At 60.8% G+C, this 23,568-nt stretch carries 30 protein-coding genes and 1 pseudogene; 11 read left to right on the plus strand and 20 right to left on the minus strand.

Annotated features, from left to right (window positions below):
- Positions 1 to 30 precede the first annotated feature (30 nt).
- The 8 genes from M1E10_RS00770 to M1E10_RS00805 are packed head-to-tail and all read right to left on the minus strand — an operon-like array spanning position 31 to position 7,082.
- A complete protein-coding gene (locus M1E10_RS00770; RefSeq protein WP_499173117.1) occupies positions 31 to 1,053 on the minus strand; it encodes a TrbL/VirB6 family protein in 1,023 nt (340 codons plus the stop codon).
- A gap of 3 nt (positions 1,054 to 1,056) precedes the next feature.
- A complete protein-coding gene (locus M1E10_RS00775) occupies positions 1,057 to 1,263 on the minus strand; it encodes a hypothetical protein (protein ID WP_499173118.1) in 207 nt (68 codons plus the stop codon).
- Positions 1,253 to 1,966 (minus strand): type IV secretion system protein, encoded by a 714-nt coding sequence (locus tag M1E10_RS00780; protein ID WP_499173119.1) that lies wholly within the window; start codon positions 1,964 to 1,966, stop codon positions 1,253 to 1,255. The genes M1E10_RS00775 and M1E10_RS00780 overlap by 11 nt, the downstream gene beginning before the upstream one ends.
- A 13-nt stretch (positions 1,967 to 1,979) precedes the next feature.
- The gene (locus tag M1E10_RS00785; RefSeq protein ID WP_499173120.1) at positions 1,980 to 3,059 is read right to left on the minus strand and encodes a lytic transglycosylase domain-containing protein; all 1,080 of its coding nucleotides are present in this window, start codon (positions 3,057 to 3,059) and stop codon (positions 1,980 to 1,982) included.
- Complete coding sequence (locus M1E10_RS00790; RefSeq protein ID WP_499173121.1) at positions 3,056 to 5,473, minus strand: VirB4 family type IV secretion/conjugal transfer ATPase; 2,418 nt, start codon at positions 5,471 to 5,473, stop codon at positions 3,056 to 3,058. The genes M1E10_RS00785 and M1E10_RS00790 overlap by 4 nt, the downstream gene beginning before the upstream one ends.
- Positions 5,474 to 5,477: 4 nt before the next feature.
- On the minus strand, positions 5,478 to 5,777 hold the full coding sequence (locus M1E10_RS00795; protein WP_499173428.1) for a VirB3 family type IV secretion system protein: 300 nt from the start codon (positions 5,775 to 5,777) through the stop codon (positions 5,478 to 5,480).
- Between the two features lie 4 nt (positions 5,778 to 5,781).
- A complete protein-coding gene (locus M1E10_RS00800; RefSeq protein WP_499173122.1) occupies positions 5,782 to 6,120 on the minus strand; it encodes a TrbC/VirB2 family protein in 339 nt (112 codons plus the stop codon).
- Entirely contained in the window at positions 6,117 to 7,082 is a 966-nt protein-coding gene (locus M1E10_RS00805; RefSeq protein WP_499173123.1) for a lytic transglycosylase domain-containing protein, read from the minus strand. The genes M1E10_RS00800 and M1E10_RS00805 overlap by 4 nt, the downstream gene beginning before the upstream one ends.
- Before the next feature lie 72 nt (positions 7,083 to 7,154).
- Between M1E10_RS00805 and M1E10_RS00810 the strand changes: the two genes are divergently transcribed.
- Positions 7,155 to 7,784, plus strand: a complete 630-nt coding sequence (locus M1E10_RS00810) for a hypothetical protein (RefSeq protein WP_499173124.1) — start codon at positions 7,155 to 7,157, stop codon at positions 7,782 to 7,784.
- Positions 7,781 to 8,536, plus strand: coding sequence for a thermonuclease family protein (locus M1E10_RS00815; RefSeq protein WP_499173125.1), 756 nt, complete (start codon positions 7,781 to 7,783; stop codon positions 8,534 to 8,536). Before M1E10_RS00810 ends, M1E10_RS00815 begins: the two co-directional genes overlap by 4 nt.
- Positions 8,537 to 8,686: 150 nt before the next feature.
- Here the strand turns inward: M1E10_RS00815 and M1E10_RS00820 are convergent, their stop codons facing one another.
- From M1E10_RS00820 to M1E10_RS00830, 3 genes are all read right to left on the minus strand, one after another.
- The gene (locus M1E10_RS00820; RefSeq protein WP_499173126.1) at positions 8,687 to 9,184 is read right to left on the minus strand and encodes a sigma-70 family RNA polymerase sigma factor; all 498 of its coding nucleotides are present in this window, start codon (positions 9,182 to 9,184) and stop codon (positions 8,687 to 8,689) included.
- A 66-nt stretch (positions 9,185 to 9,250) separates the two neighbouring features.
- Positions 9,251 to 9,550, minus strand: a complete 300-nt coding sequence (locus tag M1E10_RS00825; RefSeq protein ID WP_499173127.1) for a DUF982 domain-containing protein — start codon at positions 9,548 to 9,550, stop codon at positions 9,251 to 9,253.
- Between the two features lie 169 nt (positions 9,551 to 9,719).
- Positions 9,720 to 11,048 carry a cytochrome P450 family protein gene (locus tag M1E10_RS00830; RefSeq protein ID WP_499173429.1) on the minus strand — a complete coding sequence of 443 codons (1,329 nt, stop codon included), beginning with the start codon at positions 11,046 to 11,048 and terminating at the stop codon, positions 9,720 to 9,722.
- 730 nt (positions 11,049 to 11,778) lie between these two features.
- Here M1E10_RS00830 and M1E10_RS00835 point away from each other — a divergent pair.
- Both M1E10_RS00835 and M1E10_RS00840 read left to right on the plus strand, forming a co-directional pair.
- Positions 11,779 to 11,958 (plus strand): DUF3606 domain-containing protein, encoded by a 180-nt coding sequence (locus M1E10_RS00835; protein WP_499173128.1) that lies wholly within the window; start codon positions 11,779 to 11,781, stop codon positions 11,956 to 11,958.
- A gap of 140 nt (positions 11,959 to 12,098) precedes the next feature.
- The gene (locus M1E10_RS00840; RefSeq protein WP_499173129.1) at positions 12,099 to 12,257 is read left to right on the plus strand and encodes a hypothetical protein; all 159 of its coding nucleotides are present in this window, start codon (positions 12,099 to 12,101) and stop codon (positions 12,255 to 12,257) included.
- Positions 12,258 to 12,696: 439 nt separating this feature from the next.
- Here the strand turns inward: M1E10_RS00840 and ku are convergent.
- Positions 12,697 to 13,280 (minus strand): annotated as a pseudogene (gene ku, locus M1E10_RS00845) (non-homologous end joining protein Ku); the annotation flags it as partial.
- 467 nt (positions 13,281 to 13,747) lie between these two features.
- Between ku and M1E10_RS00850 the strand changes: the two are divergent.
- On the plus strand, positions 13,748 to 15,703 hold the full coding sequence (locus tag M1E10_RS00850; RefSeq protein ID WP_499173130.1) for a HAMP domain-containing methyl-accepting chemotaxis protein: 1,956 nt from the start codon (positions 13,748 to 13,750) through the stop codon (positions 15,701 to 15,703).
- Positions 15,704 to 15,939: 236 nt separating this feature from the next.
- Here M1E10_RS00850 and M1E10_RS00855 read toward each other — a convergent pair whose 3' ends face one another.
- A complete protein-coding gene (locus M1E10_RS00855) occupies positions 15,940 to 16,263 on the minus strand; it encodes a hypothetical protein (protein ID WP_499173131.1) in 324 nt (107 codons plus the stop codon).
- 377 nt (positions 16,264 to 16,640) lie between these two features.
- Between M1E10_RS00855 and M1E10_RS00860 the strand changes: the two genes are divergently transcribed.
- Entirely contained in the window at positions 16,641 to 16,919 is a 279-nt protein-coding gene (locus M1E10_RS00860; protein WP_499173132.1) for a DUF982 domain-containing protein, read from the plus strand.
- A gap of 26 nt (positions 16,920 to 16,945) precedes the next feature.
- Here M1E10_RS00860 and M1E10_RS00865 read toward each other — a convergent pair whose 3' ends face one another.
- From M1E10_RS00865 to M1E10_RS00875, 3 genes are all read right to left on the minus strand, one after another.
- Positions 16,946 to 17,077, minus strand: coding sequence for a hypothetical protein (locus M1E10_RS00865; protein ID WP_499173133.1), 132 nt, complete (start codon positions 17,075 to 17,077; stop codon positions 16,946 to 16,948).
- Between the two features lie 305 nt (positions 17,078 to 17,382).
- Positions 17,383 to 17,517 (minus strand): hypothetical protein, encoded by a 135-nt coding sequence (locus M1E10_RS00870; RefSeq protein ID WP_499173134.1) that lies wholly within the window; start codon positions 17,515 to 17,517, stop codon positions 17,383 to 17,385.
- Positions 17,518 to 18,491: 974 nt separating this feature from the next.
- Positions 18,492 to 18,797 (minus strand): hypothetical protein, encoded by a 306-nt coding sequence (locus M1E10_RS00875; protein WP_499173135.1) that lies wholly within the window; start codon positions 18,795 to 18,797, stop codon positions 18,492 to 18,494.
- Between the two features lie 316 nt (positions 18,798 to 19,113).
- On the opposite strand from M1E10_RS00875, the gene M1E10_RS00880 reads away from it, so the two are divergent.
- The 3 genes from M1E10_RS00880 (at position 19,114) to M1E10_RS00890 (ending at position 20,273) form a co-directional block, all read left to right on the plus strand.
- A complete protein-coding gene (locus M1E10_RS00880; RefSeq protein WP_499173136.1) occupies positions 19,114 to 19,242 on the plus strand; it encodes a hypothetical protein in 129 nt (42 codons plus the stop codon).
- Positions 19,242 to 19,511, plus strand: a complete 270-nt coding sequence (locus tag M1E10_RS00885; RefSeq protein WP_499173137.1) for a hypothetical protein — start codon at positions 19,242 to 19,244, stop codon at positions 19,509 to 19,511. Before M1E10_RS00880 ends, M1E10_RS00885 begins: the two co-directional genes overlap by 1 nt.
- A 132-nt stretch (positions 19,512 to 19,643) precedes the next feature.
- Complete coding sequence (locus M1E10_RS00890; RefSeq protein ID WP_499173138.1) at positions 19,644 to 20,273, plus strand: SGNH/GDSL hydrolase family protein; 630 nt, start codon at positions 19,644 to 19,646, stop codon at positions 20,271 to 20,273.
- A gap of 7 nt (positions 20,274 to 20,280) precedes the next feature.
- On the opposite strand, the gene M1E10_RS00895 is transcribed toward M1E10_RS00890, so the two are convergent.
- Positions 20,281 to 20,448: a hypothetical protein gene (locus M1E10_RS00895; protein WP_499173139.1), complete on the minus strand. Its 168-nt coding sequence runs from the start codon at positions 20,446 to 20,448 to the stop codon at positions 20,281 to 20,283.
- Positions 20,449 to 20,517: 69 nt separating this feature from the next.
- Complete coding sequence (locus tag M1E10_RS00900; RefSeq protein ID WP_499173140.1) at positions 20,518 to 20,847, minus strand: hypothetical protein; 330 nt, start codon at positions 20,845 to 20,847, stop codon at positions 20,518 to 20,520.
- Positions 20,848 to 20,925: 78 nt separating this feature from the next.
- Between M1E10_RS00900 and M1E10_RS00905 the strand changes: the two genes are divergently transcribed.
- Complete coding sequence (locus M1E10_RS00905) at positions 20,926 to 21,096, plus strand: hypothetical protein (RefSeq protein WP_499173141.1); 171 nt, start codon at positions 20,926 to 20,928, stop codon at positions 21,094 to 21,096.
- A 180-nt stretch (positions 21,097 to 21,276) separates the two neighbouring features.
- A complete protein-coding gene (locus M1E10_RS00910) occupies positions 21,277 to 21,804 on the plus strand; it encodes a DUF1003 domain-containing protein (protein WP_499173142.1) in 528 nt (175 codons plus the stop codon).
- Between the two features lie 926 nt (positions 21,805 to 22,730).
- On the opposite strand, the gene M1E10_RS00915 is transcribed toward M1E10_RS00910, so the two are convergent.
- Together M1E10_RS00915 and M1E10_RS00920 are read right to left on the minus strand one after the other, a co-directional pair.
- Positions 22,731 to 22,958 (minus strand): hypothetical protein, encoded by a 228-nt coding sequence (locus M1E10_RS00915; protein WP_499173143.1) that lies wholly within the window; start codon positions 22,956 to 22,958, stop codon positions 22,731 to 22,733.
- 77 nt (positions 22,959 to 23,035) lie between these two features.
- Complete coding sequence (locus tag M1E10_RS00920) at positions 23,036 to 23,374, minus strand: hypothetical protein (protein WP_499173144.1); 339 nt, start codon at positions 23,372 to 23,374, stop codon at positions 23,036 to 23,038.
- Positions 23,375 to 23,568: the final 194 nt, after the last annotated feature.

Genomic DNA, 23,568 nt, shown 5'->3' on the forward strand with positions numbered 1-23,568 from the left:
TCAGGCCAGTTTGCTTCAGGCCCGTTTGCTTTAGGCCGGCGTGCTTTGCCGGCTGAGCTTTTCCTGCATCATCAATCTCTGCTCGTCGGCCAGGCCGGCGCGGCGACCGGCGCGGTCGCGCCGCAGCCGGCGAAGCTCACCACCGGCGCGGCCGGCGCGCGCGGCAAAGCCTGCCACCGCAAGCGACGGCGCCACAGCTGCCGATCTTGCAAGCCCGGATCCGACCGCGCCGACCGCCCCGGTGAGACCGCCGGCAATGCCCTGGCTGATCGACTGGATGTAGAGCATCACGAACCCACCGGCGGCACATAGCAGCAGGAAGCCGGCGGTATCGGCCAGCGTCAGTGTCCGGGCGCCGCTGGCGGCATCGATCTTCGACAGTTCCGGATCCATGGCCGCAATCAGGAATGACGCCACCACGTAGACGAACAGCGGGATGAGCGCATACGTCAAAACCTGGTTGAACCAGCCGATGCCATAGCCGCGGGTGCGGTCAAACAGCATGCACGCGATGAAGATTGGAGCCGTGGCAATCAGCACCCACAGCATGACCTTGGACAGGATCAGGATGGCGAGCGCCACTGCGATGAAGACGCCGGCGCCGGCCATGACCAGAATTCCGATCATGCTCGGCAGGATGGAAAAATAGCCCGATTGTTCGGCAAATGCCGAGGCGGCGCGGTTGGCGGTCTGCCAGATCTGCGACAGACCGTTGGTGGGTTCGGCAATCCCAGTCCCCGAGGCGGCGAGGATGGCGCGTCCGACATCCTCCGGAGTCTCGTTGATCCACTGGTAGATCAGCGCATCGAAACTGGGCCAGGCGCGGACCAGAGCCAGGATCACCATCATCCGGACCAGGCGCGCGACCACCTCGCCAACGGCAAGCCGTGCGGTGCCGGTGATCAGCTGCAGTCCGTAGAGGGCGACATAGGCGACCAGCATGACCTGCAGCACCGGCATGACCTGCTCGCTGACAACCGCATAGCCTTGCTGGGAAAAGCTGCTGCCGGAATTTTCGATCCGCTGCACCAGCGCGCCGAGAAAGTCCTCCATCCGCTAATCCCCTGCCAACTCCGAAAAATCAACGTCGGGCGCAAGCACCAGCCGCATGGCACCACACGCAAGCCGCGGATCGGCGGCGTAGGCGCTCAGTGCCGCGGGCCGCTTGCACGGCGCCGTCTTTTCCTTGACCGTGCCGCAGCCGCTCAGGCAGACTGTCATCAAGCCGGTGCAGATTGCGACACGCCAGCGCTCAATCGCCATAGGACAGCGCCTTCCTGCTGTTGGAGATGTCGGTAAGGCGGCGCTGGTTTTGCGCCTGCAGCGAGGTGACGGCGCCATTCATGACGCCGATCATTTCATTCAGCGTCAGCCCCGATTGCACCTGCAATTGCGTGTTCTGGTCAATCGAGCCCTTGATGTCGGCAGCTCCGCCGACCGCCTGGCCGGCGGTCTCAAAGGCGCTGCGCCGGGCAGCGGTGGCGGCCTGCGCGCCATGAATAAGGGCAGAGACAGTCGCAACGCTCTTGAGCAACTCCTCGTAGGAGCGATCGCCCGGCAGGGTGCTGTCGGTCTTGCCCGACAGCGACCGCACCAGCTGCAGACCGTTGATGAAGCGGGTCGCCACGCGCGCCACATCGCCATTGCCGGCGCCAAGGTCGAGTGCGTCTCCGCTGAGCACTCTCTCCAGCGGCGGCATCGACGAGACGCTGAAACCTTGGCCAACCGCCAGGTCCTGCAACGGCCCGGCAACGCTGGCACGATCGCCTGACACTGCCTTGAGGGTGTCTTGGACGGTTGCAAGGATGTCCCTGTTGGTCTCCAGGATATGCTGCGTGGTCTCGGCTGTCTGCTTGGCAACCCGATGGTTGGCCCGGTCGATGACCGGCACCTCGGCCGCCGCAGATCCGACGGCCGCGGCGGTGACCAGCAATGGCAAGCTGCATGTGAGTACAAGGCGCGGCATAGGCATTCCTCCTCTATTGGGCCTGCAACAACAGCTGCAGGTTGGCGTCTTCCTCCCGTGCCGTGACACAGGTCAGTCTCTCCACATTCCACAGCCGCCCTGCCTCCTCATCGCAGGCGGGCGTCTGCTCCGCCGGCCGGTCGCGGCGTGCAGGGCCAAGCGACGAGCGCGCCGATCCCGACAGGCTCGACGCATCGCTGGCGGTTTGCGCGCCAATCAGGTCCGCCAAGGTCGCGGCAAGGGCGATGACCTCGTCCATCATCGCCAGGTTGCCATTGCGCGCGGCAAGATTGCGGTCCCAGCTGTCGAGCGCCGTGGCAGCCTGCTTGCCACCTTGCGTCTCGTACCAGGCGCGGGCGCCGGCAAGGCTATCGGCGGTCGCGGCACGCGCGCCCATGGCCGACAGGGTCGGATCGCGCAAGGCCGCAAAGCCTGCGCCGCCATCGCGAAAGCTCTGCGGCAGGGCCGCAGTGTCAGAGCCGCCCAGCGCCGGCAACCACTGTTGGGTGATGCTGCGGACGTAGCTTCGTGTTTCCTTGAACGGCGGGATGCCGCCGTGCTTGCTGACATTGCCGGGCCCGGCGTTATAGGCGGCAAGCGCCAGCGCAATGTTGCCGCCATGCTGGTCAAGCTGCCGGCGATAGTAGCGCGCGCCACCGCGCAGGTTGTCTTCGATGTCGTTGATATCGACGCCCAGCGACGCGGCGGTGGCCGGCATCAGCTGCGCCAGCCCGACGGCCCCGGCGCTTGACCGGGCGCAGGGATCAAAACGGCTTTCCTGATAGACGAGTGCCAGGAACTCGTTCTCGTCGATCCCTTCCTCGCGCGCGATGCGTCGCACCAGAGCGGCGATCTGCGGGTTTGAGCGGGCAGCGGCAACAGGATCTTGCCGGCGCGCCGGGCGGTACAGCGCGCAGGTCACCGAAGCGTTGGCGCCGAAACGGGTGGTGTCGGTCCTTCCGATGTGGTCGGTGACCGCGCTGCGGGTGCTGTCGACTGCGAGGATGCGGTTGTCGCGCACGGGAACCTCCGCGCGTCCTGCCGACCAGCTCAGCGTCACAAGCAGCGCCAGTGCCGGCGCCAGCGGCTTCATGGCCAATCCTCCCAGCCACAAAAGGGCGGCAGCCATTCGGCCGGATCGTCGCCGACAACCTCCCGCAGCCGAGCGCACTCCTCAATCGTCTCGCGGCGTCCCGACAGGACCTTGACGATGTCCGGCATGGCCTGGAGATCGAGCCGCGCGATGACGCTGTCATTGCCATGCTTGATCAGGAAGGTGCGCTTTTCCGGCGGCGTCGAGCGGATGAAGTCATACTCCTTCACCGTCAGGCCGAAGCGGTGCACATAGCTTTCCTCGTCGGCGCGCGGATTGGGAAAATGAATGTGGGTGGCCGATTGTTCGATCAGCGTATGGGAGACCGGGGCACGGGCGATATCGGCTGCCGATTGCGTACCAAAGCCGACGATGCCGTTGAGCTTGCGGATGGTCTTCATCTTGTCGACGATAAAGTCACTGAAGGCAGGATCGCGCAGCAGACGCCAGCCTTCGTCCATGAAGATCATCAGCGGCTGGCCATTGAGCAGCGCGTCGAGCCGGTGAAAGAGGTACATCAGCGCCGGCGTCCGCAGCTCTTCGCTGTCAAGCAGGCTGGTCATGTCGAAACCGAAGACGCGATGCGCCGTAAAGCTCAGGACGTCACGCCTTGCGTTGAACAGCCATGCCTTCTCCCCGTCGATCCAGGGCCGCAGCCGCGCGTTCAAATCCTGCGGCCCGGCGCGGGTACGCCCCGCCAGCAGGCCGGCGAGATTGGCCAGCGTGCGATGTTCGAGCGGCTCTCGCATCAGTCGCACGAGCGCCTGCTCGAGGATGTCTTCCTGTTCCGGATCGGCGATCGCTGTTCCGCCGCCTTGGCGCAACATCGCCTTGAGCAAGCGCAGGAGAAAGTCGCGATTGGCGCCGGTGTCGTCGAGCTGAAGCGGGTTGAATCCGCTGGCGACGCCGGGGCTCAAAACCTCATAGGCGCCGCCCATGGCGCGAATGAGGATTTCGGCGCCACGGTCCTTGTCGAAGAAGACGGCCCGCGGCGTCGGCCGCACCCGCATCGACTGTGCCAGGAGAAAGCCGAGCGCCACCGTCTTGCCGGACCCGGTCGGGCCGGTGACCAGGAAGTGGCCGATATCACGCTGATGGAAGTTGAAGCAGTAGGGGGTCTGGCTGGTGGTTTCCAGGAGGGTGATCGGAGTGTTCCAGTGCAGCCCGTGGCGCTGCCCTGCGGCAAAATTATGCATCGACGACAGGCCGGAGAAATTGGCGCTGGAGAGCATGCATTTGCGGGCGATATAGGCGTGATTGCCGGGAAGCTGCGCCCAGAAGGCTGCTTCCAGGTTGAGATCTTCGCGGATCCAGTTGACGTTGACATCGGTCAGGCAGGCGCCGAGCTCGGCGATGCAGGTATTGAGGCTGGCAAGGTCACGGCTCAGGCACAACAGGCTCAGATGGTGAAGCCCAAACACCGCTTCCTGGTTCAGCAGGCTGTTGAGGGCAAAATCAATATCCTCCTCGACTTCGCTGCCGGCCTCGTCGGAGGCTGCGATCTGTCGCTTGAGCCGCGACATCCGCTCCTGGGCAATCGGCTTGTCGGCCAGCGTGAAGGACTGCGTGAGGATGAACTCGTGATCGATCTGCAGCAGACCGTCGAGCAGTCCAGGTCCGGTGAAGGGCGGATATTCCTTGATCGACAGCATGGCGCCGAAGCGATCGTCGGCTGCAACCGCGCCCTGGATCTGCATCGTGCGTCGCGCAAAATGCAGCCGTGCGTGACCCAGAGCGCTGGCGATGCGCATCCTCGGCAGCCGCATCTCGCGGTGGACCCCGCCGCTCAGCAGGCTGTTGAAGAAGGCACAGGGTTCCGACACGAGAGCGCCATCGCGCCATTTGATCGTCAGCGGCCGGGCGCCGTATTTGCGCAGGTCACGGCAGATGTTGCCGGTGAGCTCCTCAAGCTCCTCGATGGCCTCGCGCTGTTGTTCTTCTTCTGCATCGGGCGCACCAAAACGGGTGGCAAGCCGCCGAGCCTTGTCTCCTGCAGCCAGCGCGCCTCGCACGCCCGAGCGCAGCACGGTGAGATAGAGCTCGTTTGCGAACATGCGTTTGTGGCCAAGCTGCGCCATGTATTTTCGGTTGAGCAGGTCGCAGAAGCGGTCGTCGAATTCTCCCTCGAGGTTGCTGTCGACCTGTCGGCGCACGACCGTCGACCAGAGCGAAAAGCGGCTTGACCCCAGCGCCCGGATCATCGTGTTTTGCACACTGGCGCGCATGTTGAGTTCGGCCTGATCATCGGTCTGGAAGAACAGGCCATCCAGCTTGATGACGCAAAGCAGCGCACCGCCTTGAAGCGCGATGATGCCGTCGGCGACATGGCGCGTATAGGGGATATGCATGGAGATCGGCCGGTCCCGGCCTGCCGCGCGTCCAAATCCCAAACCCTCTCGGATATGTGTCAGCATCGCATTACGGCCCGTAGGAAGTGGCGCCCCAGAACCACCTGTTGGGCGTCGGCGGCGTCATGCGCGCCCACACCTGCAGGACATCGAGGATCCGATGATCCCAGGCGCACAGGGTGAACAGGGTGACATAGGCAACCGGGGTGGCGACCAGGGCCCAAAGACTGGCTGTTGCCAGCCACGCGATGATCGTCAGCCCGGCAATCGCCACCACCGCCATGTAGGGGACGCCCCACAGTGTCGGGGAACGGGTCAGGCCAACCACCAGAGGCGTCATGGCAGGCTTGTCGTCCGTCACGTCGCGCATGGCTTCAGTTCCCGACACTGGCCATCAGCTGGTCGACGATGGCTGGCGCGCCAAACACCAGTCCGATCCCCAGCACGACGGCACCGGCGGTAAACCAGCTGAGCCGGCCCGCAAAAGCGAGGAAGCCGAGGCCAATGACGGCAATGATGGCAACCAGCCTGCCAAACGGCCCGGTGATGAAGTCAACGACCGCCTGGACCACCGTCTGAAGCGGTGCAAAAGCCTGATTGGTGGCCTGCGCGGCTGCCGGCTGGGTTGCGGCGATGACAGCAATTGCGGCCAGTGCCGCCATCAGCTGCACCCTGGCACGGCGATTGGATGCGAGAGCAAAGGGTCTGGTCATGGATGTCCTCCTTGGCGTGGCAGATGCATGACGCCGTCGACGAACTGATGGGACACGGCCCCCAGCACATGGCTTGACGCCTCCGACGGCGGCAAGGCCGTGGCTGTCGTGAGCGCCATGGCCGCCGCGCGCGCGCCTGCAGGCAGGCCGAGCTGCCGATTGATGATCCGCGCCACAAAGCCGAGCGTTTCCGCAAACGGCGGGATGCCGTTGTGGTCGATGACGGCGCGGCTTCCGGCATTGTAGGCGGCGACCGCCAGCAGCGGATTGCCAAACTGGCTGAGGAGCTGCTTGAGGTGACGCACGCCAGCATCGATATTGGCACGCGGGTCGCAGATGTCGGTCACCCCCAGCTCCAAGGCTGTGGCAGGCATCAACTGCATCGGGCCACGTGCGCCCTTGGGACTGTTTCGAACCCGGTCATAACGGCTTTCGGCCCAGGCAACTGCTTTTGCCAGCTGCGGATCGACCCCGTGGATCGTGGCGAGGCGCTCCACCAGTATTTCGGTTTGTTTGGCCGAGAGAGGCGAGGGACCGCAGGCTTGGACGAGCGGACCCGCGCCAGTGTGTGGCCGCATCCGAGCCACGGTCGTATCCTTTTCTGTTCTGCCGTCGACTGGCGCTTGCGCAGGCACCGTACCGGCGGCGTCACAAGTAGCTGAACACGTTATGTTTGCCTTGCCCAAAAGTGGCTCGAAATGTAAGGCGCTTTGCGTCGCCGCCTTTTCGGCGGCTGAGTAGCCGGAAAACGTTAGAGCAGAAGCGGTCATCACAGGACCCTTCGCCGCAAGGAAACTCGGCGTTTGCGCGGCAAATACAGTTGCAACAGCCACCGCTCCCGGCGACGACAAAAGAAAGAGGGAGATGACGATCATACGCTTGTGCATCACGGAGCTCTTGGCTGGGACCAGACATCTGAACTGCAACTGGCTCAGCTGCGACGCACAGAAAATGCTAGTCATGTTACCGATCATGTTCTAGATTACGGCAGATTCTCGTTTTGTGAAAGGGAAAAATGCATATCGGGGGTTTCGATGCGAACACAATCGGTCATGTTCTGTCAGACTGTTGCAGCGGCTGTGCTGTCAGCCGCCTTACCAGCAGCGCAGGCAAGCGCCGCCGGTGCGATCGATCAGGATTACGTCCGCTCGCTGGCAGCGCCAGGAAAGAGCGTGCTGGCTATCGAGTACTACGATGGGGACCGGCAGGCGGTGGCGCGGGTGGGATTTGCCGCGGCGGAGGGGTTTCGATCCCGCACCCCCGTCGACATCGCCGTCGGCTCACAACTGACGCTGCATCTGTTTGGCTTGGAGCCTTGCCAGGGCAAGATCACCAACCGGCGCGAAGGCTTTGCCGGCAGCTGCGGCGCCTACGCCCGCGCGCAGCTCGACATCCTGCTGAAACCCGCCAAGGTGATTTTCTGCCGGGCGTTCTTGACCGAACGCGACGCGCCGCGCCAGGACGTCACCTGTTTCGTCTATACCCACTACCCTGGCGCTCTCGATGCGGTGACCAATGTGGAAGAACAGCTGCTGTCGATTGGGGCGCTTCGCCTGTCGAAGAACGAGGCAGGCGTGCCGTTGCGGCCGGATCTGGAAGGGGCAGAACGTATCGGCCGTACCGGCTATGGCATGTGGGAAGATCCAGGAGTGCAGCCACAATGAGCCCATCGCATCGCCACGCAGGGATCGGCCACCGGCGCGGTCGCCTGTTTTGCAATGGCCGCGGCTCCCGCCGCGCTGGTAGCCGCAGGGTCTGGTGCATGATCCTCCTCGTCGCACTACTGCTTGCCGAAACGCTTGCCGCCGCGGATCCGATTGACCTGACCACCTCAACGCGAAATCCTGGTCGATCCGTAGAGATCGCAGGACGCGCGACGGTCATCGACGGGCATACGCTTTGGCTGCCAAGGGCGCAAGTCCTGGTGGAGCTTGCGGCTATCGACAGCTGCGAGCTGCCGCAGTGGTCATTTGACCCCAAAGTATCGGCAGCGGCGCCATCGCCTGCCCCTGTTGCCTGCGGCGCGCTGGCCAAGGCGTGGCTGACGCGTCTCGTCGCAGATAAGAGAATTACCTGCGTCATTGACCGGAATGTCGGCACCCAGGTCCTCGCCGGCGTCTGCAGGGCCGGCACCGTCGATCTGGCACTCGAGATGCTGCGGGCGGGCTGGGCGAAACTTGCGGTAGACGGATCAGACCGATCCGCCTACCGCGCCGCGCAGGCACAAGCCATGAACGCGCGTCACGGAATTTGGCGAACCTATGTCCTCGATTTTGAAGAGTGGCGAGCCTATGCCGTCGACCGCACACTCGGGCGCCAGCCCTTTGCCGATCGGAACCTGCTCACCTCCAGGCAGCGCGAGATCTCACCGGCATTTACGGACGCGCGCCGCCAACCGAAGCACCGGGACCGCTAGATCGGCAGCAGTGCCAGTTCATCAGGCAAAGCTCACACGATGATGGTAGCGGGGTTGATCTCCATGGCGGCAGTCCAATTGCCGGCAAGCAGGATCGTAGCAATGGGATGCCGTGCGGAACAATGGAGATGATAAGGGGGTGGCAGTGCCTCAGTCCCACCACATGAGCTGCTCCGCGAGATGCCTCCTGCCGCGGTTGACGCGGCTTTTCATCGTTCCGAGCGCACAGCCTGAGCGTCGTGCCGCGTCCTCGTAGGTGGCACCCTCGACCAGGACCCACTGGACGGCGAAACGGTAGGGATGCGGAAGCGCCTCGAGCTTGTGCTGGAAATCGGTTGCGTAAAGCGCCCACTCCTGCGCCGGCTTGACCGCAACCTGTGGGTCTCCAGTCTCGCGTCCGACCCAATAGCGTTTGGATTTACCGTAGGTGGTGCAGAAGGTACGATATTCGATGGTGAAGAGCCATGACTTCAGGTTGGTTCCGGGCTCGAACTTGTCAGCGTTGGCGAGGGCTTTCAGGACAGTCTCTTGCACGAGATCCTCCTGATCACTTTCGGCCCGGCAGAACCTTCTGGCAAAAGCCTTCAGGGCCGGAAGAAGTGCAATTACGTCACCGCTGAAGCACGATGCTCCGACTGCCTTTGGCATCTTTGCCTCCCAGGTTGCTGAGGTAACCCCGCCGATCACCTGGCCAAAAGCCCGCGTTGGTTGAGATCAGAGCTTCGGCTGCGACGGCTGAGGCGCCCAATGGTGCGAGGGGCTCCAACCATTCCCGTTGCCGCCCGCCTCATCGAGGGCCGCTTGAAACGCCTCTCTGGCGGCTTCAAGGCTGGTATGGCCGGCCAAAGCTCCGCGACAGGCACTGCGAGCCAGGACGAAGTGGAGGCCTTGCTGACAAGGCCAGCGATCCGTCAGCCAGATCAGGGCCTCGAAAGGACCATTGACGTGCTGTTTGCCGGTGGCGGCGAGGTCGATGTCGACCGGAGCGCTCCACCTGTCTCTGGGGCTGGTCATGCTGGTTCTCCTCCCGCGGCACTCGGCCGTATCGCACAACGCCACGTGCTTGGGTTGGTTCCTCTTCATCATCAGGAAAGAGGGCTACCGACTTGCGCGTGGTGGATCGCATTGTTCTCCGCGAAGACGTCCACGTGCGTTGACCAAGTCGAACCCCTCGCCAGGAGTACTATCGCGCAGACAGCTTCATCAACAGGCTCCTCTTGGGCCGCAGCGTCACCTTCATCAGCGGCTCGGGCGGCTGCCGGGTCACACTGGCCAATCTAATCTTCTGAAGGATCACGGCAAGAATGGCGACTGCCTCCATAACGGCGAAACCGCTTCCGATGCAGATGCGAGGGCCGGCACCAAATGGCATGTAGGCGAAGCGGTGTCTTTGGCTGCTTGCCTCCGGCGAAAACCGGTCGGGATCAAAGGCCTCAGGTCTTGGCCAGATGCGCGAATGGCGATGCACAGCGTAGATGGGGACGAACATCACGGTGCCGGCCGGGATCAGGACCTTGCCCAGCGTGATGTCCTCCAAAGCGGTGCGGGTAATGATTGGTGCGGGTGGGTAGAGACGCATGGCCTCGGAAAACACCTGCCGTGTGTAGCTTAGCAGGGGGATATGGGCCGGTGCGACCCGGCTTCCCTGCGTGACGGTCGCGATTTCATCGAGCACCATCCGCTCGACCTGCGGATGTCGTGACAGGAGATCGAAGGTCCAGGCAAGACCAAGCGCTGTTGTTTCATGTCCCGCCGTGATGAAGGTCAGCAGGTTATCGGCGATTTCCACATCACTCATGGTTCGGCCGGTTTCGGGATCCTGGGCTGAAAGCAGCATTGACACCAGGTCGCCGCGATCGTCACCACCGTGACGTCTTGCCTCGATCACCCGGGCGAGGCTGGAGCGCAGGAAGGCTGCGGCAGCCATGGCGCGGCGGCGCCCAGGGTAGGGCATCCAGTCCGGCGCCCCGATGACGCCGAGCGCGAAGGTCCAGCCACTTGGACTGAGATAGTCGGTAATGCTGCGCTCGACGCGCTCGACGTCGATCCCGTGACCGCCCGACATCATCGTCTCGACGATGATGTCGAAGGTGGTGCGCATCATCTCGTGGCCGATGTCGACAGTGCCGGGAGCCTGCTGGAGCAGGCGATCGCGTGCGTGCTCGGCCGCCGCAATCATCACCGGCTGGAGATCCTCAAGCGAGGACGGCCGGAATGCGCTGGCAACTGACTGTCGTTGCCACTTCCAATGGGCGCCATCTGCCGTCAGAAGCCCCTTTCCCAGCGCGGGACCCAGAGCCCGGCGGACCTGATCGCCCTTGCCCAGTGCCGCAGCATTCTTGACCAGTGCCTCATGCACCAGGACCGGATCGGCGATCCAGACCTGCACCTCGCCGGCCGTCCTCGCAAACACCATCGGCTCGGCGAAAATCGAGGCCGGAAGCGCGTCCAGCGGATTTCGGACAAGCGCGATCAAAGCCCGTGGCGTGGAGGTCTCGATGATCGGCCCCATCGGCCTCAGGCTCGCGCTTCCACTATCCAACAGTCCCTCCCGCAAAACCTGAACTGACACGCCGCCGTCGCTCGAGCAGAGGACTGTCTCTGCTCTTCACGGCGATAGGCTGAAGCGCGCCTATCGACTCGCTCCCAACCCACCGGCACCGAACGGCAAGATCATCCCGATGTTCCCCCTGCGGAAGATCCCCGGGAACCGGAGCGAGTGCAATGGTTTGATCGCGGATACGATCACTTGCCTTGGATCGCGCGAATGAATGGATGGCGACCTCGCCGCAGCCGGGGTGCTGGAACCGCTACCGTCTTGCCCCGATCTTGCCGCCGCCGCAATGCTGAGGAGCCTCAGCAGCAGATTCGCCGCTGCAGCGGGCCCACAGCCTGTTCGGAGGAGGAGGCGGAGTCGGGCCAGCAGGGCATTTGCGAAATTTGACTTTGCATCGCCCCAAGGCACGGGAAGAACATTCGGCGCCTGACGAACGGCGTAGGGTGCTAACTTAGAGCGACGTTCTGTCCGCGGCCGGGAGCCGTCGTCCGCCGACCCGCCGAAAGGCCACGGCGGCCTGCAACATTGCCCGCCACCCCGCCGCCAGGAGCTCGCACAGGCTTTAGCGTTGCCATACACAGTGGGAGCGGCCGCCTTGCATTTACGAGGTTCGGGAACTTCATGAATCCGCCGGCGTTCGTAACAGACAACTTCGTAACCGGACAACAATGACAGGAGGCTTTACATGTCAACGACTTCCCGAGGACGCGCACAGGACCGAGCACGCGTAGCAGGCGGGCAAGATCATGAAGTGCGCTACGAAGCGGGCAAGGAAGGCGTCTCCAAAGAGGAGGTTAAGGAATCGATCAAACACGTCGGCAATAGCCGCGATAAGGTCGAGGCCGACCTGGAGAAGGGCTCGTGAACAGCCAGGTCACCTCTGTTCCTCGCAACCTTAGTACCGATGGGGGAGGCTATGATGATCGGCGAGAGGAGCGACAGCCGGCCGGTCGAACGTCTCGAACGTCCTTCTTGGAGCAACGGCAGTTTGCCGAAACATCACTGATGTTCAGCAAGCGCGCCGGCTTCCGGGCAAGGGCCGAAATAACCAACGGCGGCCTGCTCTCAATTGCAGCGCTGGTGTCGAGTATCCTGCTGACGACGACGGTGCTCGTGCATGTCGCAGTGCGCGAGGGCAAGCGGGGCCGCCGCCCCCTGCTGTAACCTGGCCTAACGGGAGCGGGGGCAGCTTGCGTCTTGTCCGAAAGCCGTCGTTGGTGCGTTGCGGGCGAGGATATCGCGCTCGAAGATCCAGACCTTTCCGCCTTCGTCTTCCCCGCGGGCAAGCGCTGCTTCAGCCATTCGACATAGAGGTCGGCGAACCGTAGGAGACGGCTCAACGAAGCCTCCGGCGGCACGGTCGTCGCGCGCAGGGCTTCGCACGTAATGATCACACCCCATACGGACGAACCGTCGGTGACCCCCAGGTGACCGTTGACGCCGAAGATGAAGGTCGCTGGCTCACAGAGCACAAGTTCAACTGGATCCTGCATTGCTTTTCTCCTTCTGAGCTCTTTTCATTGTTCTGTTGCGCCGCAGCCAACGCGGCTCAGACCGGGCTTCATTGCTCGCCGAACAGCCGCCTTGACAGAAGAACGACATCTTAACCGGCCTTAGACTTAGTCTCAGCCGCGAGGCTCTGCTTCAGGGCGCTCATAATGTCGATGACATTGCTGCGAGCAGGCGCATCGTCCGGTTTGGCCTTGACCTTCTTTACCGACCTGAGCGCCTTCTTCTTCTCGGCAATGATGGAAAGTAGCGCCTCCTGGATTGGGTCGCTCACCATGGTCGTAGACCAATGCGCCGTCTTCTGCGCAATCAGCCGCTGCACCAGCGGGACGAGCTGCGGGTCCGCCTCCTCGTCGATGTCCTCAAAGTAGAATTCCTCTCTGCGCACCTCGTCGCCGAAACGCAGCGTCCAGAGCACGATGCCTTCGCCGTGGGGTTCCAGAACGACGGCACGTTCCCGCCTGCCGATCACCAGTTTGAAATACCAACGACGCCATCGGCTTCCATGGCATCGCGAATGACGGCGAAGGCATCCTGGCCGACCGGATCATCCGGCACCAGGTAGTGCGGCTTCTCCAGGTAGACCCACTCGATGCTGTCGGCGGCTACAAACGTTTGGATTTCGATCGTCTTGACCGTGTCCAGCTGCACGGCGTCGAGGTCGTCGTCGGCAGGAATCGAGACCAGGCTTGACCAGTGAGCTTCCGGATCTGCTCGTCCCAAGCCTCCTCGACCACCTGGTGGGCTTCGGCTGCGGTCAGCTCCCATCCGCTGTCAGGCCCGAAGCGGCTGCAATAGCGAAAACGTGCAAAATGAGGGAAGTAATGGTACTCTGCTGGAGAGCGGTTGAACTCCCGGCCTCTCCCTGACCGAGGAGCGCCCGACGCCCATTAGCGGTTTCCAATCTAAGATATGTTCTTTCCGTCGTTCTGTGGGGCAGGATCTTTGGCCTCAGGGCGCTCTCAATCCGCTGCCCTCATCGTCCAGGGCCTGGTCCTAACCAGATCCATTTGGATCTTCGAATATTAGTGGATGAGTACTTAGGGTTCTGATGGTTGAGGTCTGGTAAACATTGTGGTGCACGGTGGGCTTTCGAGGTGGCGCAAACGCGTGCGTCTTTATCCTCAAAACATGCTGGAGCATCCATGTCCCGTCCAAAAGTTAAAACTGCGCTCGCCGGCATCTTTGTCCTTCTCGGCATTGCCTTTGCCGGCTTCGCCACCTTCGCCGTCAACGGGCTGGGAGCAATCGAGCGAGATCTCACCTCCATCGCAACCAGCGACATGCCCACCATCCTCACCGTCAAGGACATTGAGGTGCAGGTCACGCTGATCCGCAACGCCTACCGCAGCCATATCCTTCGGAACGACGCCGAAGGCAAAGCAAACGCTGCTAAATCCATCGACACTGCCTGGGCAACCGTCGAAGAGGACGCAGCCAAGTTCCGCAGCCTTGGACCCACTGCGCAGGAAGAGGAACGGCTTAAGAGCGTAGAGAGCGAGACAAGGTCCTACATGTCTATTGGTGCACGCGTGCTGGCACTTTCTAACCAGGGCGACATCGCGGGTGCTAACGAAATCCTCCGGACTGAAATGGTGAAGCCCGCGGACGCCGCGAGGGCCGCTCTTTCTGAGCTGGTCGAGATCAGCACCAAGAGCGCTGCTGGAGCATATGACAATGCCAGGACAGCTTATCGGCGCACACTGACAATCACATACGTCGTCATAGCGATCATTGCAGTTGCCGTCGTTGCCGCCGTCTGGTTTGCCCTCTCCAGCATCGCCAAACCAATCCAGTCCATAACGCGTTCAATGAACAACCTCGCCAAAGGTGACGCCGATACAGCCATTCCCTTCGCCGGCCGTTCTGATGAGATTGGTGAAATGGCTGCAGCCGTTGAGGTCTTCCGGACGAATGCGCTTGAGAACCGGAGACTGGAACAGGAGACAGCCCATCAGCGAAGCCAGACGGAGGAGCAACGCCATCGCACAGCTGAGCAGGAGCGCATCCGCGCCGAGGCAATGGCTAAGGCCACGGCCGGACTTGCAGGCGGTCTGAAGCAGCTTTCGGCCGGCAATCTCACGTTCCAGCTGTCTGAAGCCTTCGCCGAGGAATTTGAGAGCCTGCGCGCCGACTTCAACCAGGCGGTCGTTCAGCTTCGCGACACCATGACATCTGTGGCCAGCTCCACCAGCTCAATCGACAGTGGCTCACGCGAGATCAGCCAGAGTGCAGAGGACCTTTCCAAGCGCACCGAGCAGCAGGCAGCTGCACTGGAAGAAACCGCGGCCGCGCTGGACCAGATCACCACCAACGTCGCAAACTCCTCCAAGCGTGCAGAAGAAGCTCGCGGCGTAGCCATCCAGGCGAACGAAAATGCAAGGCAGTCGGGCGTGGTCGTCGCTAATGCCGTCAACGCCATGGGCAAGATCGAAGCGTCGTCGAATCAGATCTCCAACATCATCGGTGTCATCGACGATATCGCATTCCAGACCAACCTGCTGGCGCTGAACGCCGGTGTGGAGGCCGCGCGTGCCGGGGAAGCCGGCAAGGGTTTTGCGGTTGTCGCCCAGGAAGTTCGAGAGCTCGCCCAGCGGTCGGCAACGGCTGCCAAGGAGATCAAGGGCCTGATCCGCAACTCCTCCGTGGAAGTCGCCAACGGCGTCCAACTCGTCAGCCAGACCGGCGAGGCGCTGAAGACAATCGAAACCTATATCGTCACCATCAACCAGCACATGGATGCTATCGCGACTTCGTCGCGCGAACAGTCCATCGGACTTGCCGAAGTGAACACGGCCGTCAACCAGATGGACCAGGTGACCCAGCAGAATGCGGCCATGGTGGAAGAAGCCAGTGCCGCCGGTGTGACGCTTGCTAATGAGGCAGGCCAGTTGCGCGAACTGGTGTCGCAGTTCCAGCTTGGTGGAAACGGGTACCACGTGGCAACGCAGCGTGCCATTGCACCGGCGGCCAACAGGGACCAGCGGACGGCTCCTACTGCTTCTCCTGCGCGTAACATGGTGAGCAAGATCGCTAACGCCTTTTCAGGGAAAGGATCTGCAGCCTTGGCAGCCCATAACGACAGCTGGGAGGAATTCTGAGGTTTAGATCCCGAAAGTCGGCTATCGCCCCTTCCAAGCCCGGTGCATTCCCTGCGCCGGGCTTTATTCTTCCGTACTTCTGCAAATCATGCTTCAGCCATTCAATCTTTCGCTCTGGGGATTCAGCGCCATCCGCACTGCCACCCATCTTTTCTTCCTGGGGTCTCTTGTCGAACACGGTCCATGTACCGTCCTCTCCTCGCGAACGCCGGCATGGGGCCGGATATCCTCACTACTCAACCATTCGTCCTCGAAATGTCGGTCTCCGCTCCTATCTCGAGAATGATATGCAGCTCACGGACCCTGCGAGCAGTCAAAATGAGAGCCTCGCGCGCTTCCTCTGGAGGATTTGCTCGCTCGCCAATGGATGCATCTTGTACCGGAAGGTCAACGATTTCCTCAGTTGAGGCCCGGGCAACCGGACGATCAACAGTCGCTGCCATGTCTCGGATCGGAGTCACCGCTCGAACCAGAAGATCTCGGCGCTCATATTTCCTGAGCTTCTCAGCCTCGTTCGCTGGCCGCACCAGCTCGGCGATAAGGTCTGTGGTGGGGGACATCAGCCGAAATCTCCGACCTTTCCATTGGTGTAGATCACGACCGGCGGTCCGATCTCTTCAATGGCAGGCTCGGCGGACCAAGACCAGACGACGACGCCGATGCTGGCTCTAGTTCTTTCGCGAACTGGTACATCACCATTGGCATTGATGATGCGCGAGTAGATAAATCCCCTGTTCGCGATTGCCGCCGTTGCTTCCCACTTTTGACGACTGATGCACTGGCATAGGTAGACAGCAATGACGAGAAAGGTCGGTGCAATTATCCTGGCTCTTTTTTGTTTTTGTTGCAGACCGAATAATACCTGTCATCTTGAAGGCCTACTTTCCTCCTCCTAGATCTCCGCCGCAAATTTGGATCGACCCATGGAGGGACGTGCATGAGAGCCAATCAGTTCGAACAACCTATTTTCATGAAGAGACGGTTCTTCATCGAAGAGGTGGGCAGCCTAGAGGATGTATTCGACGCTCTGGAAGAGTGGCCAGAGAATGAGCGCGACGTCGCTCACGAGGCTATGTTGCGAGCATGTCACAAGGCTGAGACAGGAACTTTCCCGATCTCAGCCGTTCGCGAGAACTTTGAGCGCTTCCTCAAGAGGCAAGGGAAGCTAGTCCAGACGCAACTTGATGATCACTCCGCTCGTAAGCGAACGGCCTAGCCAGGTCGGTCGGGAACTATCGCTAGTTAACGGGCGACGGGCATATCGGCAGCGTACATGGCGGTGTGCATTTTTTCTTTGGCGGTCGGCAGGACATAGGATGCTCCCGCCGCAGCCAGTATGACGAAACCAGTCGTCAGTATTAAAGCGGTCTTCATAGCGTCCTCCTTCGCTTAGTGCTGCAACTCATTTGGATGGACTTCGTTCCGATGCAAGTCCCCCCAAGCGCGGTGGCCCTGCCGAAGCGGGACAGCACCGTAGACCGGAGAGACTTGCACCCCTTCTTGACGCATTGGCGCCGCCCAAAGAAAAGCCAAGACACCAAGGAACTTGCGAACTGTGTCGTGGTTATTTCCGGTCGTCTCTATTGGGTGGCGAAATGAGCCAGCAGCCGAAGCGGAGTGATCTCCTAATCCGAAGTGACTTGCCCGGTTGGGTGATAAAGGTTCTTCGTGCAAACGGGCTAAAGCGCTTTAGCAGGCTGCGAGAAATGACAGATCGGGATCTTCTGCTGCTCCCAGGCATTGGCCATAGGGTCGTCGAAATCATCAGGTCGAGTGTCCCAGTAGACCACCTGCCGCCAGATCAGCATGTTCATTGACAGCCCGCCCCATACAGCCCCTCACCAGACCGTCAATCTCCCTGTTGGCCTTAACGATTGATCCCCGCGCGCTGCCGATTGTTGCAACTCACAAATTGCTCCACGCCCTTATAACTTTCGATCTTGTTTTTGCAGCAGTCGAACTTCCATTCGTCCTCCAAGCCGCCGTATCGGGAGGCGCACGATGGGACACTGGCTTCGCTGCAGTACGGGTATGCGTCAGCCGATGAAAAGGTGACAGTAGGTGACAGCGTGAATATGTAGCCGATCTTCGATACTGCAGACATGAAGTCCCCCTTGAGTAACGGAAACGTGCATCAGGAAGAACGAAGAGTCGATAGCGCCATGAATTCTCTGACTGTTAATCGTGTCGCATTCTTCGAGGGACGCCTCGTCGGAATGCAGGCATAGATGGCGCTGCGCTACAACGCCGAGCACATGTGCTCACGAGGCTATTGTGCAAGCAGGTCACAAGGCTTTGGCCGGTGTCTTTCCGATCCCAGCCATTCGGGAGAATTTTGAACGGCTCCTCAAAACACAGGGCAAGCTGGCGCAGGCAGCACCTGATGAACATCCTGCGCTTAGCCTGACGGCATGGCCATTCGGCAGTAGAGGGATTGGGTACGTGGAACAGCTCGCCCGAACGAGCGGGCGAGCTTTAGTTTTTTGGCATCAGTTAGCCGGTGCCGGTGTTGGTGGTGTCGTTTCGGTCGACGCTGGGGCCGAGGCATCGCCAGCAGGTTCGTTGGGACCGGGCATGAACGTCATTACCCCAATGATCAGCACCACAATGACAACAAGCCCGATGATTATATTACGATTCATATGAAATCCTCCCGCCTCCCATGTTGAGGCCTCCCCGAACCAGCGCGCTGCGTTGAAGTTCCGCGGAGTGTGCTATTTCAGCAGTGGCGGGGTGCAGTTCACGGGGCTGGTCGTTTGGAAACCTGGATGCAGTTGGCAGGGATAGACTATTTATTGGGTCGTACGAGCGAAATGACACGCGGCTTCGACGGCGTGTCGAGCCACTCGATCCACCTATCTCTCTCCTCGATCGTGTCGAAGAATCGCCAAAGCTTGAATTCCTCCTCCGTGGTCTCGAGCATCTCGCTCAGTGATACCAGCTCCAGTGGCAGGGGAACTTCGTTGCCATCGAATCGGACCAGATAAACACCTTCAGCAGCAAGACGGATCACTTGCCCGCTTGCGTAGCTGCCGTCTCGGTCGTCCAGTGTGAAGTACATGCCGGACAAAGTGTCGAAAGCTAGTTCGCCCATAATCTTGATGTGCCCTGTCCTGATCTTTAGCCATGAAGTTCCACAAGCGAATGCCAAAGGCAAGCAGTCTAGCACCCTAGCCGCGCGGCTGAGTAGGCGTCAGCAGCCAACGGGCTATTCAACGACTTTCGGCGGCTGGTCATTGGTAGGCGGTGTATCTGGGGATATGATCATCCCTTCTGGCGCGTCTCGTGGCTGATTTGCGAGCGGGATCATGCTGAAGACAATGCCTATCAGGGCTGCCGCAAGGGCTAGTAGTACCAGCCTCGAAAACCAGACGCTCATTTAGCATCTCCTCCTGGGGCAGAACCGTCGGATGAAGACGATGTTCCCAGGGTACGCCAAACGGGTCGAGCGGCAACGCCGGCATGAAAAAGCGGCGGTGCTGTCCCTTGAAATTGCCGCATCTCAGCTCGAAAAGAAGCAGACCTGGGAGGATTGCTGATGATCACCAATTTCCACGGCTTGAACTGGCGGCGGATCTACCTGGCCTTCGCGGCGGCAGTGCTCCTCGCACCCGCTTTCGCAATGCCATTTTCTTCTGGCGTGAGTTGGGGACCTGGCGATTTCCTGGCAGCCGGCTTGCTCCTCGGTGGTGCTTGGCTTGCTGTCGAAATGTTGGTTCGTGTTGCGCCCCACGGGCTCGCCAGAATTGCCGTTGGGGCCGTAGTCGGAATTACAGCTCTTGCGGTCTGGGCTCACCTTGCCGTTTAGTTTTGAGGTCACGCGCCATTTTGCTAGTGACTGGTGCGCGATCAACAACGGTCTAGGGCTCTACTATGGGTTGCCTCGACGGCAGAGGAACAAAATGAGCGCTCGCCGTTTCTCCAGTGAAAGGAGAGCCTCATGGTTCATGTTGTTCTGATTGGTGACTCGATCTTCGACAATGCTGCTTATGTGCCGCGAGGAGGAGATGTCACTTCCGTCCTGATGAAGCAGGTTGGCGACGGTAAAGTTAGTCTGCTCGCCCAAGATGGCGCGGTTATCGAGGGCGCTATTGGCCAATTGAACAGCATTCCCGACCACGCGACCTTGCTGGTCATCAGCGCTGGGGGCAACGACGCACTACAGTCAATTGGGGTGCTGCTTGAATCTGCGGACACGGTTGCCGAGGCGCTAGACAAGGTGCGGGTCATCCGTGACCGTTTTCGGGACCGGTACCGAACGCTCCTTGATGAGGCCCGCCGTTACGATTGTCCGATGGCAATATGCACGATCTACGACGTGATGCTGCCAGATCTACACCAGCGACGAATAGCTAACCTTGCCCTCGGTGTTTTGAACGACGTCATCACTCGTGAGGCGGTGAAGCGCGGACTGCCATTGATCGACCTGCGGGTGATGTTCTCAAAGGACCAGCACTACGCCAATTCCATCGAGCCATCTGAACAAGGCAGCCACCTAATTGCGGCGGCCATCTTAGAGGCAATGGAGGCGTCGCATCTGGGCGGATCCACCATCCATACGGCGCTTTAACAGGATATTAGCGCGGACCTCGGCGCTCCATCAACGTCTTGAAGAGAGGATAACAGGTAGCGCCCATGATTGCGCCTCCGACTGTCCAGCCAAGCGCGCCGCCGCCAATGACTGCTTCAAACACATAGGCAGTGACGATAGCGCCTATGAAAGCCAGCACGAGCTTCCAGATCATGTCTTTGGTCATGAGGTTGTGTATGCGTGTGTCTCCAAGTGATTGTCCGGCTTCATCTAGTCAGTGGCCTCACTGGTAGCCCAGAGCCGCGAATTGGCTGGAGAACCACCAGAAGCCAGCGGCAGTGAGGACGGCCAACATCACGAACAGGATCCAGCCCAGAGGAGTGAGGTTGTCTCTTTTCGCCGTCCGGCACTCGAAACGGCTTCCCATGAACAGGAACGCCAACCCGAAGACGAGGCATAATGGCACGATCGTAAAAGCCTTTAATGAGTAGCGGATCTCGGGGGCACCCTGTTGCGCGAAATGCAGTGGCTGCCAGACGAAAAGCCAAAAGACACCTGCGCCTGTCGCCAAAGCGAGAAGGCCTCCCAGGCGCGATACTACATCCTTTCTCATGGGAATCTCCTGCCTTGGAGAACCATCTCGCACGAGAATCAGAAGCAGACAAGTGAGATGGCGGAGGCCGGAGAAACTATGACCGATGTCCTCGAGACAAAGCGCCATTTTACATTGAACGGGCGGGTGAGTGGCCGCTTAGGCGAGGAACCACCACTGTACGGACGGATTACCGCAGAGCTGCTCACCACCGGGCGCAATGCGCTTTTGGCCAGAATGCCGCCGACAGAGGGTTCGGACCTGCCGTGACCAGCCGGCTATTGTTCGTCCTCGAGAACCTGCAGCGGGCGAGATTGCCAGCGCTGAACGGGATCATGGGGCGGAGCTGAGGCGCATCGACGAGGAGCGGTTCGGGCAAGACGGGCGGCGCTGGGAGCCAGTAAGGTTGTTGCGCGTTTGTCGTCCAACCAATCGCAGGAGGAACGACCAGTGGAAGCCGCACAGAGTAAGGAGAGCCTACAAAGCAAGCGGCCCGCCCTGGCCAGGAACATCACGTCAATCGTTGAACGCAGAAAACGCGAGGCGCGGGCGGCTCCACTTGAGGCGAAGGTTGCCGCCGCCATCAGCAAGTTCGCCGGCAGCATGACATGCGCTTACATCCACCTCGCCATCTTCGGCGGCTGGATTGCGATCAACACCGGGATCCTTCCTCTTGTGCCGGCATGGGACGAGTCGCTGGTGATACTGGCGATGATCGCGTCCGTGGAAGCCATCTTCCTCTCGACCTTCGTCTTGATCAATCAGAACCGGACGGCGGAGGAAGACAATGATCGAGCTGACCTCGACCTGCAGATAACGCTCCTAAACGAGCATGAGACAACTCGGTTGATCGCGATGATGGAGGCGATCGCTGCCCGGCTGAATGTCGAGACAGACGCCGATGACGAGATCCGCGAACTCAAGCGTGATGTCGCCCCTGAAGCGGTTCTCGAAGAGATCAAATCCTCCGAGGGCTAGAACCCTGGACCCCGATGATCCGCGTCTGCATGGCACGCTGACACCATCATCTTGCAATGCCCATCCCGGCTGCCAGTTAGCCGCTTTTTCATAAGGAATAGGCCAGTGGCTTTGAAAGCAGTTCGCGACAGCCTCGACAGTCTCGAGGAGCATTGCCTCTCGCTCCGTGCGGAGAGGGCAGCGAGTTCGTCCTTGCCGTTGAAGGCATTATATCCCCTCCAGGCGCTGCGGCGTTGAACCCCGCTCTCGACCGCGTCCGCGGCGAGACGCCCACCCTCAGCGAAAAGTTGACCATCGCCGAAAGCCGGCTGGAAGGTCTCGGCGCGGCGACGGATCCTCGAGGAGGTGGTGCTGGCCGGTGCGCAGGGGTGCATCCGCTATCGGAAGTGGACGCTAATCCAGACGTTCTTCTGGCGCGTGCGTGTTCGCACGGAGCTCGGGGCATCATCGCCAAGAACCGGGACCGCCCTATCGGTCCGGCAGCAATGGTGAGTGGCTGAAGATCAACGCGTGCAGAGAGATACGTTCGCCATCGTCGGCGACAAACCGCCGATGGGCGTGCCAGGCGCAATAGGAAGCCTATTGCTCGCAGCGCTCCGACTTCGTCCACCTGGGAAGCGCCGGCACTGGTTTCAGCCATGAGCAGTCGCGGGACCTGAAGAAGCAGCGTGATGCGGTGGAGACCTGCGTTCCACCAATTCGCGTTGCTCGCAAACACCTCGTGCTGACAGCGCCGGCCCTCCTTGCTGAAAGAGAGTTTCGCCTGGACCCTCATGGGATCAATTCGACACCCGCCGTTCAAACGGCTGAGGGAAGCAGCGGACTGGGCACAGGATCTGCCGGGTCTACTAAACGTCTGGGGAGGTAACGCAGTTCAGCCAAAACAGGTAGTTGGTCCTGAGGGGCCGCCTGCAACAAGCGCAGCACTACCATCCTGCGACATCAACTACAGTGGTGGAAACGCCCTTCAGACGCTTGAGGATCTCGACGATATTTCGCTCACCTTCTAGGACCTGCCTTACGTGCTGCGCGAGATCGTCCTTGGCCTCAGGGGGGTCTGTTTGAAGCCCCGCGTTTGTGAGAAGCCCAAGCTCGTACTCAAGGCGGTCTAGATGGGCTTCATGCCTTGCAAGCATGTGTTCTTTACTGGGCATCGCAACCTCTTCTAGTCACGCCTCGATCTGCCTCCCTTAAGCGGGCGACTCAGAATTCGCAATCCGGCTTTTCATAACTAGTCGGCCTGCAAACGACGAAGGCTGTCGACCCAGCCTTCGATCTCTCGCCAGATGCGCATCGTCGTCCCCGGGGCGCGGAGAAACTCAACATTGCGACCTGCAATCTCTTCAACGTTGCTGTCCGAGGGCCAGATGCCGAACACCTGTTCAATGCACCAGGCGCTGCGGACGCTGAGGCCCGTTGGTGGCACACGTTCAGATATGCAAAATTTATGGCGGCTGAGGATGTACCTAACCGAAGCCACAGAAATTCCCTCTGCAGTAGCAATCGTCGGAATGCTGCTGCCTCTCGCTCTGCGCCGGATGATCCGGTTATTTCGCTCGATGTTGCTCATTGTTCGGAACCTTGAGCCGTCGCTCCAGTCAAAGGGCTGCCTTGCTAGCAAAAAACCCCGCACTAGAATGAGCGGGGCATGAGGTAGGGGATGCCCGGCTTTTAGACCGACGCCGGACCTATCGCATGGAATGGCGAGGGAGGCGAGGGCGGTTTGCGGCAATCCGGTACTGCCGAAGCGAGGTGCTCAACGTT

It is taken from the genome of Rhizobium sp. PK7-22, assembly GCF_056530405.1.